This is a genomic window from Leuconostoc lactis KCTC 3528 = DSM 20202 (assembly GCF_014651235.1).
GTDB classification, from domain to species: Bacteria; Bacillota; Bacilli; order Lactobacillales; family Lactobacillaceae; genus Leuconostoc; species Leuconostoc lactis.
On sequence record NZ_BMWM01000028.1, the window covers coordinates 1 to 19,164 of the forward strand.

Sequence of the window (19,164 nt, forward strand, 5' to 3'; positions counted from 1 at the left end):
AACACCATTAAAGACCTTGATGGGTTTTTCTGTCCACTTAAATGTTCAACTTAAATTTTACAATCTGCCGTTCACAAAGCCAGTTGGTACTTGCGCCCACTTGATTGAACCAGATGCTGCAGCTGTTGCAATTGCCACAACCCCAACATCCAAACTCTTCATCTTAAATTGCAAGGCAACTGCCAAACCAATCAAAAAGGGGATGAATGATGTGAACAACGTCAAAATTGCGCTGAGATGTCCACCAAATGTGGTTGTCCCCAAACCAGAATATTGAATGATGTACTTCATTACCGCAGATGGTAACACACCAATCAAAATACCTTGCGCTGAACCAGACAAAACTTTAAAGAAGAAATCCTTCAACTTAAGTTCTGTATCACCACTAAATGTTACTGGGGCATTTTCCACAGCCTTACGAGCGTATTCTTCATTACGTAAGGCTTGTGAATCTTTTGAAGCCCACTTTTGGCCTTCTGATTTAATCGTCATAATTTCCCTCACCTAAAATTACAGCAATCCCTAACTGTATTGCTAAGTTTTTTCCATCAAAATTTTACTACGTGCCATACCGTGACACAAAATGACATAAGAAAACCCGCGGCTACTGCGGGTATTCCTGTGTTTAGTACTTCACAGCATTTGCAGGTGTTTCACCCTTGGCAAATGCTACGGCAGCATCAAATGATTGATGTACCATTTCACGCACAGCGTGCGTTGTATAGAATGCTGTATGTGGTGTCACATAAACATTTTCACGTGAGATCAAGTCATCCAAACGCTTGTCTTCCAAACCGTTTTCTGACCAGTCCTTGTTGAAGACACCAACTTCGCCTTCATAAGTATCCATTACGAAGCCAAACAACTTCTTTGAATCCAATGCGGCAACAACGGCGTCTGTATCAACCAACAAACCACGAGAAACGTTAACCAAGACTGCGTCATCCTTCATCTTAGCAATTGTTTCTGCATTGATCATTTGATCATTGACACCTGGAATGTGTGGTACGTGCAATGACACGATGTCTGATTGTTCAAGCAATTCATCCAATGTGTCAACGTAAACACCTTCAGCTTCAAGTTCTGGGTTGCGGTAAACATCATAAGCGACAACCTTTGCCCCGAAACCTTGCATGATTTCCAAGAAGACACGGCCGATGTGACCTGTTCCAACAACACCAACAACTTGGTCACGCACTTCACGACGGATTGTTGGTTCCCAACGCAAATCACGCTTTTGCACTTTGTTTTCCATCACCTTAGCTTGTGACAACAAAGCAGCAACTTGGATGGCTGCATGTTCAGCAATCGCGTTTGGTGAGTAAACTGGGACGTTTGAAATGTTGAAGTCCAAAGCCTTTGCTGTTTCAAAGTCAATGTTATCTGTTCCAACATTACGCAAAGACATGTTTGTCACACCAGCTTCTGCCAATGCCTTCAATGTTTCAGGCGTATAGTCTAATTGTTGATAAACAACCACTGAATCTGACCCCTTAGCCAAAGCGGCTGTTTCTGGTGTCAAAAGTTCTTGGGTGTAATCAACTTCAACTTCTGGATGAGCTGACTTCCAATCTTCTAAAGCTGGCTTTTCGTCATTACGAATACCGTAAGCAAAAATCTTCATAATATCCTCCAAAAATTTTATTACTATCTTATTTTACCCTATATTGTGCACATTTGCACGTGAAAGTATTAATTTAATGAGATTATTATATTCCACGCATTACCGTGAAATCCTGATGATATTACATCTCATTTTACCTGATCAAGTTCATTTCTAGCTAATAAAAAAGCTAACCGCAACTCACAAAGTTATCGATCAGTTTTCTCATCATCACTTGACAACTGGCTTTTCCCCAGATTTCGTCAAAATACCGTCAATAAAGCCGTACTCCAACGTTTCTTCAGCGCTCATCCAATAATCACGTTCTGTATCATGTGCAATTGTTTCCAAGTCTTTGCCAGACGCATCGGCCAAAATACGGTTCAACTTTGCCCGTGTTTTCGTCAATTGTTCAGCAATAATGGCCATATCTGTTTGCTGAGTACCACCAGCAGCACCACCCATTGGTTGGTGAATCAAGTATTCAGCATTAGGCAACATGAAACGGTGCCCTTTTTCACCAGAACTGGCAATAATTGTTCCCATTGAGGCCGCCAAGCCCATCACAATAGTTGTCACCGGTGCCTTAATAAAGTTCATGGTATCGGTAATCGATAGCCCAGCAGTGACTGAGCCACCAGGTGAATTGATATACATTGAAATTTCTTTAGTTGGATCTTGGGCTTCCAAAAATAACAATTGGGCAACAATTGAAGTTGCCATGCTATCTTCGATTTCGCCTTGTACCAAAACAATACGATCTTTTAACAAACGTGAAGGCAAGTCATAGCTTTCACGGCCGTTTGCTGTTTGTTCAATAACTCCTGGCCACATAGTTGTTAAGCTCCTTTTCATGGTCCCAGTTTACCATCCCCACCAACAGGTGGCATGATAAACTGGTCAATTATGTGTCACTCGATGTCAGTACCGAGTCACTAAGACTATTTTAGCACAAACATAGTTAGAGTGCTAAAATTTATTTTACAACTTCGCTAAGTCAAACGGTATCTCATCTTTGATCATTTGTTCTAGTTCTTTTAACTTCCGCATGCGATGATTTGCCCCAGATTTACTAATTTCTAGATAGTCTCCCAGTTCAGCTAACGAGGCATCTGGATGCTCTAAACGGGCTTTAGCGATATCGCGTAACTTTTTAGGTAACAAATCTAAATCCCCAATCGCATTGGCAATAAATAGAATCTGTTGCACTTGTTTGTTAGCCGCATCCGCTGTTTTTTGCATATTTGCCATTTCGGCATTCATCATGCGATTGACCGAATTGCGCATATCACGCATCATACGGATATCTTCAAATCGCAACATGGTCTGAGAAGCCCCAATCAGCGACAAAAAATCCACAATCTTTTCCGCCCGCTTAAGATAGACAATAAAACCGCCCGCACGATCAGTAATTTTAGCAGGCAAGTTAAATTCTTGCATCATTTGCAACATTTTTTCAGCGAGTTCTTCGTGGGTTGTAAAAATTTCTAAATGATAATTGGCTTTTTCTGGCGAGTTCACTGAACCAGCCGCCAAAAAGGCCCCACGTAAAAAGGACCGTCGCTTATCCTTTTGGTTTAACAGCCGGGCCGGGATTTCTGGATGTAACCCAAAGGGATCAACCCCTAAATCAGCCAACACTTCCTCAACCTGTGTCTTCAGCAATACACCATAGGATTTATGCTGTGATAAATAACTGTGATCAGCCATCGTCACTTCAACCACCACGCCGTCATAATTTTGCGTTAACAATGTGTAAATACGGCGCGCAATCGCGGCGTTTTCAGTTTTGACAGACACGGTTTGGTCAAAGCCCAGCGTACTGACACCATTCATACGCATTAGGGCCGATAATTCTGCTTTAGCGTTACCATCATGAACCAGTAACCCTGTTAATTCTTTTTTGACATCAGCCGCGTATGACATATTTTCACTCCAAAATTTGCATCAATTCTGCCATGATTTTATCGCCATCATGGAACGCCCCGGCATCACGCAACTGTAGAAAATCCCCAGCAATTTCTTGCGCGCCCTGCACAGCAACAGCGGCAGGGTCTAATTTCACTTGGTTAGAAATTTCATGCCATTTTTGAAAATCAACGAAATCATCAGGGACAATCGCATCGTTGGCAATCACGTAATCAATCACTGGTGCCCCAATATGAGCATTTAAGGCTAACAAATGCTGGGCATCTGTGTAAGCATCTGTTTCACCTTTTTGCGTCATAATATTTGAGATATAGACTTGCTTGGCAGCCGTTAATCGTAATGCTGTCCGTACTTCCGGCACCACCACATTGGGTAGAATTGAGGTAAATAAACTGCCTGGTCCATACACAATCATATCAGCGTCCAAAATCGCCTCAACGACTTCTGGTGCAGCTCTAGGGATATCCTGTGAGGCATCACGTGTGACCCAAACATGATCGATTGTCTTGTGCGCTTTTGTAATTTCGGACTCACCGGCCAAAATGTTGCCATCTTTAAATTCCGCGTGCAAAACTAGTGGCTCATTCGAAACGGGGTAAATACGGCCCCGCACTTTCATAAAGTCTGCCAGGTGCTGCACAGCATCAAAAATGCTATCATGCATTTCAGTCATGGCGGCAATAATCAAATTTCCCACCGCATGCTGGGCAAAAAAATCGTCTTTGGCATCAAAACGATATTGCATGACTTGTTTGATGGCCGGATCCACGTCTGACATTGCCACTAAGATGTTGCGAATATCACCAGGGGGCACAATATTAATGTAATTACGTAGTAGACCACTTGATCCACCATCATCCGCAACCGTGACAATAGCGGTTAAATCGATACGTTCTTTAACAAGCGGTTTAATAATGACGGGTAATCCTGAACCACCGCCAATGATCACTATTTTTGGTTTATTTGGCATATTTCCAATTGTTCAAACTACCTGATACCATCTGAGACCAGCGACACAGCAGCAGTCACAGACGGGTAGTCAACGTCTTCACCTTCCTTGATTTCTTTTCATTATCTCACATTTTAGCATGATAGTTGCAATTTTTCAGATTTTTGGTATACTTATTATATGTAAGTAATATTGCTAGTATGCTTGTGAGCATACCGTCCCTATTTGCAAATACAAACAAATTGGAGATCTCATCACATGACAGAAAAATTAGATATTGCTTCAGCAGCACGGAAGTTAAAGAGCCCAAATATCAAAACACGTAAGCGTGCTTTGAAGGCTATTCACGACTTAGCTAAGCAAAAGAAAGCATCACGCTAATCGTCATTAAAAGCCCACTGTTCTGAGAACAGTGGGCTTTTTTCTGTTATTAATTTGCTGCCCGCGCCAAATCACGCGTGATAATTTCTTTAAGATATTTACCCGTATAAGATGTGGCATGCGCCATCACCTTTTCAGGCGTTCCAGTGACCAAGACGTTCCCGCCACCTTCACCACCTTCTGGTCCCATATCAATGACCCAATCAGCTGATTTAATCACGTCTAAATTGTGCTCAATCACCACGACAGTATTTCCCGCCTCAACAAGTCGTTCCAAAACGACCAGCAAACGGGCAATATCATCGACATGAAGACCAGTTGTTGGCTCGTCTAAGATATACATTGTTTTACCGTTGGTGCGTCGGTGCAATTCTGAGGCAAGCTTCATGCGCTGGGCTTCCCCACCCGATAGGGTCGTCGCCGATTGGCCCAACTTGATGTAGCCAAGGCCGACGTCCACAATCGTTTGTAACTTACGGGCAATTTTGGGAATTGGGGCAAAAAAGGCTAGTGCCTCTGTGGTTGACATGTCCAAAATTTGTGAAATGTTATGCCCTTTATATGTCACTTCCAAGGTTTCCGTATTATAACGTGTGCCGCCACAGACTTCACAGGTCACGTAAACGTCAGGCAAGAAATTCATTTCAATTTTAATCACACCGTCGCCACGGCAATTTTCACAACGACCACCCTTGGTATTAAATGAGAATCGGCCTTTGTTGTAACCCCGCATCTTAGCTTTGTTCGTCTGCGCAAACAACTCACGAATATCATCAAATACACCGGTATAGGTTGCCGGATTAGAACGTGGCGTGCGCCCAATTGGTGATTGGTTGATGTCGACGACTTGTTCAATATTGTCAACGCCTTCAATCGTGCGATACTTCCCCGGCTTTTCTGAATTATGATTTAACTTCTGCTTTAATGCGCGCTTCAAAATTTGGTTTACCAGTGTTGATTTACCAGAACCCGACACTCCTGTCACGACCACAAATTTGCCCAAAGGGAACTTGACCGTCACGTTTTTCAGGTTGTTTTCTTGCGCCCCTTTAATCGTAATGGCCTGGCCATTACCCTCGCGACGCTGAGTTGGTACTGGAATAAACTTTTTCCCAGAAAGATACTGACCCGTAAGTGAGTTTGGATTAGCCGCTACTTCCGCTGGCGTCCCAGTCGCGACAATTTCGCCACCCAAGGTACCCGCACCAGGGCCGACATCAATCAAATGATCAGCAGCTAACATCGTATCTTCATCGTGTTCCACAACGACCAACGTGTTCCCTAAGTCACGCATGTTTTGCATCGATTTAAGCAACATGTCGTTGTCACGTTGGTGTAACCCAATTGACGGCTCATCTAAAACATACAACACGCCGGACAAATTAGAGCCGATTTGCGTGGCTAGGCGAATCCGTTGTGATTCACCACCCGACAATGTGCGAGCAGCACGCGACAATGTCAGATACTGCAAGCCCACGCTCGCCAAAAAGCCCAAGCGGTCTTTAATTTCTTTAATGATTGGCGCGGCAATCGTCGTATCTTGTTCACCCAGTTGAATGTCATTAAAGAATGCCAATTCTTGGTCAACTGGCAATTCCGACACTTCACCAATATGGCGACCATTAATTTTAACCGAGCGAGCCGCTTCATTTAACCGGTAGCCCTGACAAGCTTGACAAGTCAACTCCGTCATGTAATTAGCCATTTGGTCGCGGGTAAACTCTGAATTGGTTTCGTGGAAACGCCGTGAAATATTATTGATAACCCCTTCAAAAGGAATATCCACGTCACGAACACCACCAAAATCATTTTCATAATGGAAATGAAAATCCTTGGTACCTGATCCTTGTAAAATTAATCGTTGTTGTTTTTTAGGTAATGCTTTGAATGGGATATCCATATCAATGCCTGATTGTTCAGCAAATTGCCGTAACATTTCAGGATAATAATTCGATGAAATCGGATTCCAAGGCGCAATCGTCCCCTCACGTAAAGTTTTACTATCGTCTGGTACGACCAGATCAATATCGACTTCACGTGTGACACCCAATCCTTGACAAACTTCACAAGCCCCTAGTGGTGCATTAAAACTAAACAGACGCGGTTCCAAGCGCCCAACGCGAAAATCTTTCAACTGACCCAAATAGTGATCGGAGAATTTCAATGGGGCAACTGCTGGTTCACCCTCACGCGTCACCACATCCAACTGTACTAAACCATCCGTTAAACGCACGGCGGCTTCGATGGCGTCAAATAGACGTGAGCGGGAATCATCACGTAACACAATACGGTCAATCATTACGTCAATATCATGGGCCGTTTCTTTATCTAGCGTTGGTGTTTGCGCATCCAATTCATAGATGTCACCGTCAACACGCGCACGAATGTAGCCTTGCTTGCGCATGTTATCAAACGTCGTCTCATGTGACCCACGTTTGCCGACAATAATGGGTGCAAATACTTGCAAACGGCTGCCAATCGCCAACTGTTGATAAACATATTCAACCATTTGGTCAATGGACATCATCACTTTAGTGCCGTCGGCTGGCTCATCTGGTCGTCCAACACGCGCATATAACAAACGGAAGTAGTCATTGATTTCTGTCACCGTCCCGACAGTCGAACGCGGATTATTAGACGTTGTTTTTTGGTCAATTGAAATTGCCGGCGACAAGCCATCAATTGAATCAACATCGGGCTTATCCATTTGCCCTAAAAATTGGCGGGCGTAAGATGACAAGCTCTCGACATACCGTCGTTGTCCTTCCGCATAAAGCGTATCGAATGCCAGGGATGATTTCCCAGAACCAGATAACCCTGTGATAACCGTTAACTTATCTTTTGGAATATCCACATCGATATTTTTTAAATTTTGGGCGCGAGCGCCACGAATTTCAATATTAGTTTTCGCCATAGATTTTAAACGTTAGCCTGCTGACTACCAGCCTAACGCCTTTCCTTATCCTAAATTTCATTGCTCATTTCATTATAACAAGCACTGCCAGTGACGCTGTTATTTTGCTTATGCTACAACAAAGCTTTCAGAGACATTACGCTATCTCGCAATTGCGCAGCTTCTTCGAAATCTAGTGCTTTGGCCGCAGCTTTCATTTGATTTTCCAAATTTGCAATAATATTTTTTTGTTCGTCCTTTGGCAAATCTTTAAAGGCCACTTGCGTCAAATCAATTTTTTCACCAGTCGTTGTCTCAGTCCGGACAGAAATCAAATCTCGGATCGGCTTCTTGATCGTCATAGGGGTAATCCCATGCGTGGCATTATATTGCAGTTGAATTTCTCGACGACGTGCAGTTTCATCGATGGCTTCTTGCATCGACCGCGTCATCTTGTCAGCATACATAATCACATGACCATTGGCATTACGCGCCGCACGACCAATGGTTTGAATTAGTGACCGTGGATTACGCAAAAAGCCTTCTTTATCCGCATCAAGAATCGCCACCAAAGAGACTTCTGGCACATCAATTCCCTCACGCAATAAGTTAATCCCAATCAACACATCGTATTTACCCAGTCGGAGGTCACGAATAATCTCTGTTCGTTCTAGTGTTTTAATATCCGCATGCAAATAAGCTACTTTTAAGCCAACATTCTTTAAATAGTCGGTTAAATCTTCCGCCATTCGCTTGGTCAAGGTCGTAATAAAGACCCGTTCGTTCTGATCAACACGCTGGTTAATTTCGCCAACCAAATCATCAATTTGTCCCATTACCGGCCGGACTTCAACTTCGGGATCCAGGAGACCAGTTGGCCGAATAATCTGTTCTGCCACATGATCTGGGGTCACCCGCTCGAGTTCATAATCACCAGGCGTTGCCGACATATAAATGATTTGGTTGATCCGTTTTTCAAACTCTGGTAACTTAAGGGGCCGATTATCTAAAGCCGACGGTAGACGGAAGCCATAATCAACGAGCGTCTCTTTCCGTGCCTTGTCGCCATTAAACATCCCGCGAATTTGTGGCATCGTCACATGGCTTTCATCCGCCACAATCAAAAAGTCATCGGGGAAGAAATCCAGCAAGGTAAAGGGTGGTTCGCCTGGTTGACGCCCATCCATCCAACGTGAATAGTTTTCAATCCCGCCAACAAAGCCCATTTCTTCTAACATCGCCAGATCATATTCTGTCCGTTGCTTAATGCGTTGCGCTTCAATTAACTTGCCTTCGGCCTCAAACTTAGCGACTTGCGCGGTCATTTCATCATTGATACCGGCTAACGCATAGCGCATTTGATCATCATTGGTCATAAAATGTTTGGCCGGATAAATGGCCACAAAATCACGCTCCGCAACCGTCTCACCCGTCAACGAATTGATTTCTCGAATGCGATCAATTTCATCCCCAAAAAACTCCACGCGTAACGCCATCTCGTCTTCTGATGCCGGGAAAATTTCCATAATGTCACCGCGAACACGGAATGTGCCACGGTGAAAATCGATGTCATTTCGCGTAAATTGCACATCGATTAAATCACGCATCAATTGTTCACGGCCATACTCATTCCCCACCCGTAAATTAATCACGTGTTCTTGATACTGGTGCGGATCACCCAAACCAAAAATAGAGCTAACCGAAGCGACCACAATAACATCGTTGCGTGATAACAGTGAACTAGTGGCCGAGTTCCGCAATTGGTCAATTTCATCATTGACCGCGGAATCTTTTTCAATGAAAGTATCTGAACTTGGGACGTAGGCTTCTGGTTGGTAGTAATCATAGTAAGAAACAAAATATTCTACCGCATTATTGGGGAAAAACTCTTTTAACTCGCCATAAATCTGCCCAGCCAAGGTCTTATTATGACTTAAAACCAAGGTTGGCTTTTTGACACGTTGAATCACATTGGAAATAGTAAAAGTTTTCCCTGTCCCCGTCGCGCCCAACAGGATTTGTTCTTTCACTCCAGCATTGATGCCACGCACTAATTGGTCAATCGCTTTGGGCTGATCACCAGTTGGTTCGTACTTTGACACCACTTCAAATTCATGCTTGGCAACATTTTCACGCATAGTTTTCTTCCTTAGTCGACTTTATTTCATTATACAATAAAACGAACAAACGTTCTATTGTTTGTTCGTTTTATTTTGAGGATGAACTGGCATCCTGCCCATTATTATCGGTTGGTTTCAACTCTGGTGCATCAGTTTGATAATCACCAAGCGTTGATTTGCCTTTATTTTTAGCGAGTACACTAGATGGATTTGTCTGCTGCGCAGCCTTTAGCGACGCCAGACCAGCAGCCTTTTTGTAGTCGAGTGCTTTTTTGTTAACCGCATGGAAATCTGGTCGTGCCGTATCAAAGCGCAACAAGTCACCCGTAATGACCGCATCCGAATTTTCCAAAACTTGGTCAACATACTTTTGCGTTGGCCCCGCCATTTTTTTGAGACTTGGGTCACTGGCAAGCGTCACTTGCTCACCCGTTACGGTATTAAAGTACTGGTTGTTGTACTTCATATAGGTCGGTGTAATCCAATCCCCATCACGGAATGGCACAATCCCCTCATACTTTGGTGACAACATATCTTGCCCAAACATGATCATATTGTTATCTGGAATACCCAACAGGTCAAGCAACGTTGGCATCATATCAATTTCACCACCATATGTGTGATCTACCCCGCCCTTAAGACCGGTCGCATGAATCATGAACGGTACCTTCTGGAACTGAGCTAAATCATAGTTGGTGACTTTATCTTTGCCTAATAGCTGTGCGATAGCTGGTTGATGGTTCTCAGAAATACCATAGTGATCACCGTACAAAACAAAGACTGAATTATCATACAAGCCAGCTTTTTTCAAATAGGTCATGAATTCGCCAAAGGCTTGATCCAGATAATGCGCTGTTTGCACGTACCCATCCACAGTGTTATCGCCAGTCGTTGTGGCTGGGAAATCAATATTGGCCTTATCGAGATCATAAGGATAATGATTCGTGACCGTAATTAATTTCGCATAGAACGGTTGTGGCAATTGTTCCAGGTACTTGGCACTATCTTGCAAGAAGATTTTATCTTTTAAACCATAGCCAATATTGAAGTTTGGCTTATCTGCATTTGGGTAATATGACTTAGAAAAGAAATAGTTATAACCAAATGACTTATACGTGTTATCACGATTCCAGAAGCTCGCCACGTCACCGTGGAAGGCAGCCGTTGTGTAACCACGCTGGCTCAATACTGCGGGGAATGATTCAAACGTATTGCTTGTCCCATACTTCACCATGACTGATCCAGTAGAAAGCCCAAACAATGAGTTTTCTTGCATCATTTCAGCATCAGAAGTCTTCCCTTGACCAACTTGATTATAGAAGTTGTCAAAGCTCAACGTATTTTGGTCATGGTAGAACTGGTTCAAATTTGGCGTGACTTCACGTCCATCAACTTTATAATCAATCAGGAATTGTTGGAATGACTCCAAATGAATCATGAAGACATTCTTACCTTTTTGCGTCCCATAATATTCCAGATTATCTGGTAATTGCTGACTCGCAACAAACTGTTTAACCTTGGTTAAATCAGCTGGCTTCGCGCGCTTCCGACTCTCCGTTTGATTATAAGTTTGGACAGCGTTGAAGACCGCATACTCATTTAGACCAAGATACTTCACAATATAGTTGTTATCAAATGATCGCGTGAGCAACCCTGAACGATCAGCCGAGGCAATCCCGTAATCGACAAACATTAAGGCGACACCAAGCAACGTTGTCAAAACAGCAAAACGGCGTTGTACCCCTTTACGGTCAATCGTCAATTGCTTAAAGAGGACCAAGCCGATTAAAATCACAATGTCCAGAAAGACCATGTAATCTGACCAGTGAATAATAGCAGCAATCGACTTTCCTAAGTTATTCCCTGTTGAACTACCAGAACCCAAAATGCCCATTGAGAGGAAATCAGAAAATTCACGGTAATACAAGATATTGGCAAACAACCACAGGGATTGAATGAAATTAAACAAAATTGCGATCCAGTAACTCAAGACGCCTCTAAAATAAAGCGCAATACTTAAGAGAATAATCGCTGTTGGCCATGGATTTAAGAATAACAAAAACTGCTGCGTTGGCCCATCAGCACCAAGATTGAAATTCATATGGTAGTTCACAAACGTTTTGAACCAAACGAGCACAACGTTCAACACAAAGAACCACACAAGCGGTGCGGAGGTATCCATTGTCTGCTTAATCTTCAGCCAAATGACTTTCGGTTTGGGCACTTTATTGAGCAAATTTCGCATATTTTTTTCCTTCACATACGTCGTCACATCACCGGATAATCTATCGGTCAGCCTGCGTATTTAAAATATTAATTTAAAATCATGGAGGACATCATAAACTTCAATCGCAACCAAGTCAATATCATCAAATTGAAATTGACGCACTTCGCGATGTTCATGGACCGTCCAAATTTGTGTGAGTTGATCATAGTCAACTTGCACGGCTTCAATACCAAAAGCATCAAAACGGCGCGTTTGATACGGCGTATCCGTCGCATCAACCATTGCCCGTAACCGTGCCAAAATTTGCTTTAAGTCACTCACCGGATACGTTTTTTCAACTGTCATGGTCGCTCCTCTCTACTAACTGATCGCGCAGGTACCATATAGGCAATAATACCAGCAAACAGACCAAAATAGTACGTAATGAGACGCCAAATTAAGATCACCAAAATTAACGTTGCTGGATTTTTAACAAATGGTGAAAATAGCAATTGGAAACTCAATTCCGCGCCCCCAACCCCACCAGGAATTGGGAACAGGGAAATAACCATCACAATCATGATGTTCATTGTGATAATTAACCAAGGATTCACCTGGGCATAACCGAACGCGCGAATAACAAAATACGGAATGAGATAAAAAACCATCAATTGCAACACGGTAAACACCGTAGCACCGACCAATGATTCCCAACTGCTAATCACGCGCCGTGACTCACGATGAAAATTGGCAACTTTCTGGGTAACCGTGGACAATAACTTGTCATACCGCTCACGCGATAACATTTTTTGGAACATCGGTGCCACCATATCCACTAATTTGAGCGTCAATGCTGGCCAGAACATGACTAACAGGATACCGATAATCACGACGGCATGAATCGCAATGGCAAATGGAATAAAATTAGCAAATGTGGGGTCAACCTGTCCGTAAATAAAATGTTCCGCCGAAAAGTAGCCTATGATAAAGAATACCACGACGACCACTTGGTAAACTAAAAACTTCATGAGAATGACGGACATGGCGCGTCCGGCTTCAACACCAGCACGCGTCATCCCAAACAATTGCGCTGGTTGGCCACCAGTCGCAAACGGTGTTAAGCCTGTACCAAGTAAATTAAGCAATGGCACACGTAACAAAGCTATGACAGATGTCTTGTGACGATCTGACTTGTTGAGCATGACATAAGTGGCAATCGCCTCAAGCAAAATGGACAACAGCATCATGACCAGTCCCCCGACTAGCCACCGCCAGTCAAGGTGCTTTAACGCCAAATTGAGTTGATAACCTTTACCACGTAATTCTGTTGTCAAAAAATAAACAACAACACCAGTCAATATCACGACAACAATAGCAGAAACTTTATCTGTTTTAGACATATTCTCCTCCTTGCCCGTGACTACCCTTCTAAGACTGCCTCATAAACTTGTTGTAACTGCTGGCCAATTGCCGGTAAATTCCGAGCAACAGCTAACTCATAGCCAGCCGCACTCAGATCTGGTAGTTCGCCGTTTAATATTTTGACCATTTTAACATCAAAATCTTCAAGATTCTTGGCTTGGTAGCTATTCACCCCATCTTGTAACCAAGGTTTATAGACGGGAATATCACGCACGAGCACCTTTTGTTTGGATGCCAAGGCTTCTAAAACAACAATTCCTTCCGTTTCTTCAAAGGACGGATATAAAAACAAATCTGCGCCCTGATAGGCACCTTGGATGACCTCTCCAGTAATATAACCTGGGAAAATCAAATTCCGCGGATGGTCGCCTTTAATTAACCGACTAATTTTAGCGGGAACCAGGCGCAAATCCGTATACCCAAACCAAATAAAAACGTATTCGGGATGGCGTTGCGCTAAGGTGACAAAATCTAAAATCCCTTTACGCTCAAAAAATAACCCCACGCTCATCACAACTTTTTGATCTGGTGACAAATCAAAATACGTTCTAAATTTAGCAACTTTATCCGCGTCTGGGGCATATTTATCGAGGGGAATCCCATTAGAAATTGGCGTGATGGGTTGTGATAACCGATACCCGCGCAACAACTGCTTAGAATAAGGGGTTGGTGTAATCAACGCATCCGCCTTTTGATATAGCGACACCAAATACCGCTTAAATAACGGTGCAATCAGATTTGAACCGGTAAATGAATTTCTAAAATCTTCATAAGTGGAGTGGCCATGATAGACAACCTTTTTGCCCATTTTATGAGCCGCATTCACCATGTGGTGGCTCTTCACGCCGTAGGTATTGATGTGTAAGACATCATAATCCTGCGACTTTGGATCCGTTGTGACGGTCACATCCGTATAGCTCAAAGCAGCCTGTTGCAACTTTAAAGCACGCCCAATGCCAGATTTTGCAATCCACTTTTGGTTTTCAAAATACAGTAAAACTTTCACCTAATTTCTCCTAAATGGATTTCGTAAGATCCGCTTCATGTAACCCACTTCATCATCCGTTGGATATTCATCTTCTGCATCGTCAGAATGATAATTGTCCAAAACGTCCTGGTAAAAAGCCAACATCCGTGTTGCAAAAGTATCGGCGTCAACATCTTGCATTTTATTTTGACGTAACGCGTGATCAGCTGACGTCATTGGGCGCGTGAGGTATTTTTCAATCCCTGCCAACAATTCGTCATAATCTGACACTAATGTCCCGATGGCGTCATCATCCACCAAGTTATCAAGATAAGGTGAGTGCATCGCCACAAACGGCCGATCAGACGCGATTGCTTCAATGAACGTGAGCCCTTGGGTTTCTGTATCAGATGAGCTCACAAAAACATTGCACATCTGATAATAGTCGGTCACATCATCGTGATCAACCATCCCAACAAATAACACTTGCTGGGTTAAGTTCAATTCGGCTACTTGCTCTTCAAGCGCCTTACGTGCTGGGCCATCGCCAGCAATCACTAAACGGGCATCTGGTTGCGTTTGCAATAATTCTGAAAAAGCAGAGATTGTTAACGCCACGTTCTTTTCAAACGCTAAACGCCCTAGTGACAAAATCACGGGTTGTTCGGGGGTAAACCCAAACTTTTCTCGTAGATTAACCCGTGAACCGCCACGTCTTGGCATTTCAACACCTGTTGGAATAATACGCATCGGTGCCTTGACGCCATAACGAATCAGGGTTTCTTGTACCAGTTGAGAGGGTGCGACGACCCCAGACATCCCCAACATATAGGCTTTCATCAATGTGCCAACGCCTTTAGGCCCAATTAATAACCCTTTTGCCACGTAATGCGTGTAATCTTCATACATGGTATGGTACGTGTGAATAGCTGGTATTTTAAGTTGACGAGCCACAAATTTACCCATCAAACCAAGCGAGAACTCTGTTTGGGTATGCACAATATCTAATTCAACAGATTTTGCAATTTCAACGGCCTGAATTAACCCACGAAACGCTAAGCGACGATCTTTAAAGCCAACATAAGGCACACTCGAAAAACGATAGATATGGGGTTCAAATTTATTTTTAGACACTTTCGGATCAGTTGAAGTGAAAATATAGACTTGGTGGCCTTGCGCTTCAAGTGCATCTTTTAATGTTTTGATCGAAGTCGCCACACCACTGACTTGTGGAAAATACGTATCCGTAAAGAGACCAATATTCATTGTGTCCTCCAAAGTTTATATAGACATTAAAATTTCGGTAAATAGCAATACTACAATTATAGCATAAAATATTTTGACAACTAAACAACGGCTAACAGCCGTTTCGCCTTGAATTCAAACAAAAAAAGCCACGGCTAACCGTGACCTTTTACTAGTCAAAAACCATTTGATTATGATAAAGTTCCGCATAAAAACCGTTTTCTGCGACCAGTTCGTCATGTGTCCCTTCTTCGATCACCTTACCGTCTTTTAAGACCACAATCTTATCTGCCCCTAGAATCGTCTTCAAACGATGGGCAATCACAAAGCTCGTCCGACCAGCAATCACATTATCCATCGCTGCTTGGATGCGCGCTTCCGTCACCGTATCAACGTTTGACGTCGCTTCATCTAATATTAAGAAATCAGGATTAGTTAGAATTGTGCGAGCAATCGACAATAATTGTTTTTGCCCCGTTGAGAAAACAGAACTTTCGTCATTGACTGTCGTCTGATAACCATCCGGTAAACTCATGATAAAGTCATGAATATTAGCTTGCTTAGCCGCATCAATCATGTCGTCATCACTAGCTGTTGGCCGACCAAATTTGATGTTATCGGCCACTGTTCCGGTAAACAAGACAGAATCTTGTAGCACAATCCCGACATGATCACGCAATGATTTCAAATCTAATTGCCGAACATCAACCCCATCAAAGGTAACCGAACCACCCGTCACATCATAAAAACGGTTTAACAGATTCATAATAGTCGTTTTACCAGACCCAGTTGGCCCGACTAACGCTACCATCTGACCCTTTTTCACATCAATCGACACACCGTGTAGAATTTCTTTGTCTGGTTGATAGCCAAAATGGACATCGTTTAACGCGACTTCGTGCTTCAAATTGGTGAGTTGTTGGCCATCTTTTGGCGACACTTCTTCTGGTTGATCATGCACATCAGACAACCGCTGTGCCCCCGTCATAGCCAGTTGCAACATGTTATAAATCGACGTGATTTGCGTAATGGGTTGATAATATTCTTGTGAATAGTTAACAAACACGACAATCAATCCCAGACCGACCGCCTTATCCATCCCATCATGCACCACTAACCAAGAGCCAAAGAAAATCACAATCGCCAAGTTCAGTAAAGATAGCCCCTGCATCAACGGGAAGAGCAAACCAGAATAAACTTGTCCCTTAAACGTCGCTTGTTTCACTTTTTCATTATAAGGCAAGAAACCAGCCACCGACGCTTGTTGCAAGCCTTGCGTGATAATCACTTTTTCACCATTGATTTGTTCGTTGATGTAGCCGTTCATTTCACCAATGGCTTCTTGTTGCTTGTTAATATTTTTGCGAGCTTGCATAATGACAAACCCCGCAACCAAAATGGCCAATGGTGTCGAGGCCATCGTGACCCAGGCTAGCTTGACATTTTGGCCAAACATCATCCAAATGACCCCAATATAGAGGATTGCTTGCGAAAGCAATTCAAAGATGGCTTGGTTCATCGCATTGAAAATGTTATCCAAATCAGACGTAAACAACGACAAAATTTTACCATCTTGATGGGTATCAAAATATTTGATGGTCATCCGTTGTAGCTTACCAAATAAGCCAATACGCATTTGCCCCGATGTTTTAGCTGAAATTCTTGACGACAAAAAGCTAGAGATAAACATTGTCCCCGCTGATAACGTAAAGCAAATCATCATAGCAATCAATGCATTGTAAAATGGCGTCTTGCTGGCAATCGCATGGGTTGCCGGATTCATCACGTCACCAAGATAACGGGAGAGTTCTGTAATCGCCTGTCCCATATAAACGGGTGCTTTGACTTGGAAATAAGTCGATAGCATCGTGACAACCACCACAAAACCGAGACTCAGCCAATAGCGTTTCAAGTAACGATAGAAATAGCGCATTGCGCGTTGAAAATCATGCATGCTTACTCACCACCTTTTGCCTTTTGCGTCTCATAAATTTCCCGATAAATGGCTGAAGATGCCAACAATTCCGCATGCGACCCACTGCCAACTAAGCGGCCGTCATCTAGTACCAAGATGCGATCGGCATGCAAGACAGAGCTGATTTTTTCAGCAATCACAATCGTTGTCGTGCCAGCTAATTCTTTATCAAGTGCTTCTTGCACCAGCTTTTCCGAACGTGCATCCAAAGCTGAGGTTGAATCATCTAAAATTAAAATTTTAGGGGATCCAACAACCCCACGGGCAATCGACAAACGCTGTTTCTGACCACCAGAAAAGTTCGCTGATCGTTCTTCAACCAGATGTTCAAACCCATCTTCATAACGATTCACGAATTCCGCTGCTTGCGCAATTTCAGCTGCACGTTGGAATTCAGCTGAAGTGGCATCTGGTTTCCCTTGCCGAAGATTATCTGAAATTTTCCCACTAAATAAAATGGCCCGTTGCAGGACAAATGACACCGCTGAACGCAATGACTTTTCATTGACGTCCTTCAAATTGACACCACCCACTAAGACCTCCCCTTTAGTTGGGTCATAGAGTCGTGGAATCAACTGGGCTAACGTTGTTTTTCCTGATCCAGTTGCCCCAACAATACCGACCATTTCACCCGCTTTAATCTTAAATGAAATATCGGTCAAAGCAGGTTGTGTATCACCTGGATACGTAAAGGAGACATTTTCAAACGCCACATCGCCGGTTAAATCAACCGCTGGTGCATTCGGATTGAATGTCAAATCAGGCTTAGTATCAAAGATTGCCTTAATTCGACCTAATGACACAAAACCACGTGACGCAAAGGTTGACATCATCCCCCCAATCAAAATAGCAAAAAAGATTTGCATTAAGTAGGCGATAAATGATGTAATCGCAGCCAAATCTTCTGGATGAGCGACCACACTTTGGCCCACAAACCAGACTGAAGCCCCGATGGCAACATATGAAATCAACATAAAGATTGGAATCATAGTTGAGAACAGATAACCAATCATCATGTTCACGCGCGTCAATTCATCGGAATTATCCGTAAAATGCACTGTTTCGTTTGCTTCTTGGTTAAATGATTTGACGACACGAATCCCTTGTAAATCTTCCTTGGCTAACGTATTCGTCCGATCAATTAAATGTTGAATTTTAGCAAAATACTTCCCCATTTGCTTAAAGACAACTTGTGAAGACAGGACAATCAAGACCACCATTAAAATCACAATCCACCATAACCGTGGTAGTGTCATTAAAGCCAGAATAAAGGCACCTAAAAAGAGGATAGGAATTCGCGTCAAGGTCTGGAGAAACATCATGACGAGTTGTTGCACTTGATTGACATCGTTGGTCATTCGCACGACCAAATTACCTGCTGAAAAGGCTTCAATATTACCAAATGGCAGATTGTAAAATTTAAGTTGAACATTTAAGTGGACAGAAAAACCCATCAAGGTCTTTAATGGTGTTA

At 43.0% G+C, this 19,164-nt stretch carries 14 protein-coding genes and 1 pseudogene; 1 reads left to right on the forward strand and 14 read right to left on the reverse strand.

What is annotated here, in order from left to right; genetic code table 11:
* Positions 1–69 precede the first annotated feature (69 nt).
* From IE039_RS07245 to IE039_RS07265, 5 genes and pseudogenes are all read right to left on the reverse strand, one after another.
* Positions 70–492, reverse strand: a pseudogene (locus tag IE039_RS07245) (PTS sugar transporter subunit IIC); the annotation flags it as partial.
* 133 nt (positions 493–625) lie between these two features.
* Positions 626–1,624 (reverse strand): D-2-hydroxyacid dehydrogenase, encoded by a 999-nt coding sequence (locus tag IE039_RS07250; protein ID WP_048701400.1) that lies wholly within the window; start codon positions 1,622–1,624, stop codon positions 626–628.
* A 210-nt stretch (positions 1,625–1,834) separates the two neighbouring features.
* A complete protein-coding gene (locus IE039_RS07255; protein WP_010001192.1) occupies positions 1,835–2,437 on the reverse strand; it encodes an ATP-dependent Clp protease proteolytic subunit in 603 nt (200 codons plus the stop codon).
* A gap of 147 nt (positions 2,438–2,584) precedes the next feature.
* Positions 2,585–3,529 (reverse strand): DNA-binding protein WhiA, encoded by a 945-nt coding sequence (whiA, locus tag IE039_RS07260; protein ID WP_019040415.1) that lies wholly within the window; start codon positions 3,527–3,529, stop codon positions 2,585–2,587.
* A gap of 4 nt (positions 3,530–3,533) precedes the next feature.
* Positions 3,534–4,502, reverse strand: coding sequence for a gluconeogenesis factor YvcK family protein (locus tag IE039_RS07265; RefSeq protein ID WP_010004213.1), 969 nt, complete (start codon positions 4,500–4,502; stop codon positions 3,534–3,536).
* Positions 4,503–4,739: 237 nt separating this feature from the next.
* Between IE039_RS07265 and IE039_RS07270 the strand changes: the two genes are divergently transcribed.
* Positions 4,740–4,862: a putative metal homeostasis protein gene (locus IE039_RS07270; protein WP_010001196.1), complete on the forward strand. Its 123-nt coding sequence runs from the start codon at positions 4,740–4,742 to the stop codon at positions 4,860–4,862.
* A 49-nt stretch (positions 4,863–4,911) separates the two neighbouring features.
* On the opposite strand, the gene uvrA is transcribed toward IE039_RS07270, so the two are convergent.
* From uvrA to IE039_RS07315, 9 genes are all read right to left on the reverse strand, one after another.
* Positions 4,912–7,776: an excinuclease ABC subunit UvrA gene (uvrA, locus tag IE039_RS07275; protein WP_189428961.1), complete on the reverse strand. Its 2,865-nt coding sequence runs from the start codon at positions 7,774–7,776 to the stop codon at positions 4,912–4,914.
* Between the two features lie 113 nt (positions 7,777–7,889).
* Complete coding sequence (gene uvrB, locus IE039_RS07280; RefSeq protein ID WP_189428962.1) at positions 7,890–9,893, reverse strand: excinuclease ABC subunit UvrB; 2,004 nt, start codon at positions 9,891–9,893, stop codon at positions 7,890–7,892.
* A gap of 70 nt (positions 9,894–9,963) precedes the next feature.
* Positions 9,964–12,120 carry an LTA synthase family protein gene (locus tag IE039_RS07285; RefSeq protein ID WP_189428963.1) on the reverse strand — a complete coding sequence of 719 codons (2,157 nt, stop codon included), beginning with the start codon at positions 12,118–12,120 and terminating at the stop codon, positions 9,964–9,966.
* A gap of 60 nt (positions 12,121–12,180) precedes the next feature.
* Positions 12,181–12,447 carry a YkuJ family protein gene (locus tag IE039_RS07290; RefSeq protein ID WP_010001201.1) on the reverse strand — a complete coding sequence of 89 codons (267 nt, stop codon included), beginning with the start codon at positions 12,445–12,447 and terminating at the stop codon, positions 12,181–12,183.
* On the reverse strand, positions 12,444–13,481 hold the full coding sequence (locus IE039_RS07295; RefSeq protein ID WP_010003399.1) for a lysylphosphatidylglycerol synthase transmembrane domain-containing protein: 1,038 nt from the start codon (positions 13,479–13,481) through the stop codon (positions 12,444–12,446). The genes IE039_RS07290 and IE039_RS07295 overlap by 4 nt, the downstream gene beginning before the upstream one ends.
* A gap of 20 nt (positions 13,482–13,501) precedes the next feature.
* Positions 13,502–14,509, reverse strand: coding sequence for an LTA glycolipid anchor biosynthesis glycosyltransferase, IagA/BgsA family (locus tag IE039_RS07300; RefSeq protein ID WP_048701386.1), 1,008 nt, complete (start codon positions 14,507–14,509; stop codon positions 13,502–13,504).
* Positions 14,510–15,736 carry a glycosyltransferase family 4 protein gene (locus IE039_RS07305; protein WP_189428964.1) on the reverse strand — a complete coding sequence of 409 codons (1,227 nt, stop codon included), beginning with the start codon at positions 15,734–15,736 and terminating at the stop codon, positions 14,510–14,512.
* Between the two features lie 151 nt (positions 15,737–15,887).
* A complete protein-coding gene (locus IE039_RS07310) occupies positions 15,888–17,669 on the reverse strand; it encodes an ABC transporter ATP-binding protein (protein WP_048701383.1) in 1,782 nt (593 codons plus the stop codon).
* Between the two features lie 2 nt (positions 17,670–17,671).
* The coding region (locus IE039_RS07315) for an ABC transporter ATP-binding protein (RefSeq protein ID WP_229782857.1) at positions 17,672–19,164 on the reverse strand (1,493 nt) is incomplete at its 5' end.

Bases quoted from the DNA above. Each gene is read 5' to 3' on its own strand.
- IE039_RS07250 (WP_048701400.1), bottom strand. From the start codon at position 1,624: ATGAAGATTTTTGCTTACGGTATTCGTAATGACGAAAAGCCAGCTTTA.
- uvrB (WP_189428962.1), bottom strand. From the start codon at position 9,893: ATGCGTGAAAATGTTGCCAAGCATGAATTTGAAGTGGTGTCAAAGTAC.
- IE039_RS07285 (WP_189428963.1), bottom strand. From the start codon at position 12,120: ATGCGAAATTTGCTCAATAAAGTGCCCAAACCGAAAGTCATTTGGCTG.
- IE039_RS07270 (WP_010001196.1), top strand. From the start codon at position 4,740: ATGACAGAAAAATTAGATATTGCTTCAGCAGCACGGAAGTTAAAGAGC.
- IE039_RS07265 (WP_010004213.1), bottom strand. From the start codon at position 4,502: ATGCCAAATAAACCAAAAATAGTGATCATTGGCGGTGGTTCAGGATTA.
- IE039_RS07290 (WP_010001201.1), bottom strand. From the start codon at position 12,447: ATGACAGTTGAAAAAACGTATCCGGTGAGTGACTTAAAGCAAATTTTG.
- uvrA (WP_189428961.1), bottom strand. From the start codon at position 7,776: ATGGCGAAAACTAATATTGAAATTCGTGGCGCTCGCGCCCAAAATTTA.
- IE039_RS07295 (WP_010003399.1), bottom strand. From the start codon at position 13,481: ATGTCTAAAACAGATAAAGTTTCTGCTATTGTTGTCGTGATATTGACT.
- IE039_RS07305 (WP_189428964.1), bottom strand. From the start codon at position 15,736: ATGAATATTGGTCTCTTTACGGATACGTATTTTCCACAAGTCAGTGGT.
- IE039_RS07255 (WP_010001192.1), bottom strand. From the start codon at position 2,437: ATGTGGCCAGGAGTTATTGAACAAACAGCAAACGGCCGTGAAAGCTAT.
- whiA (WP_019040415.1), bottom strand. From the start codon at position 3,529: ATGTCATACGCGGCTGATGTCAAAAAAGAATTAACAGGGTTACTGGTT.
- IE039_RS07310 (WP_048701383.1), bottom strand. From the start codon at position 17,669: ATGCATGATTTTCAACGCGCAATGCGCTATTTCTATCGTTACTTGAAA.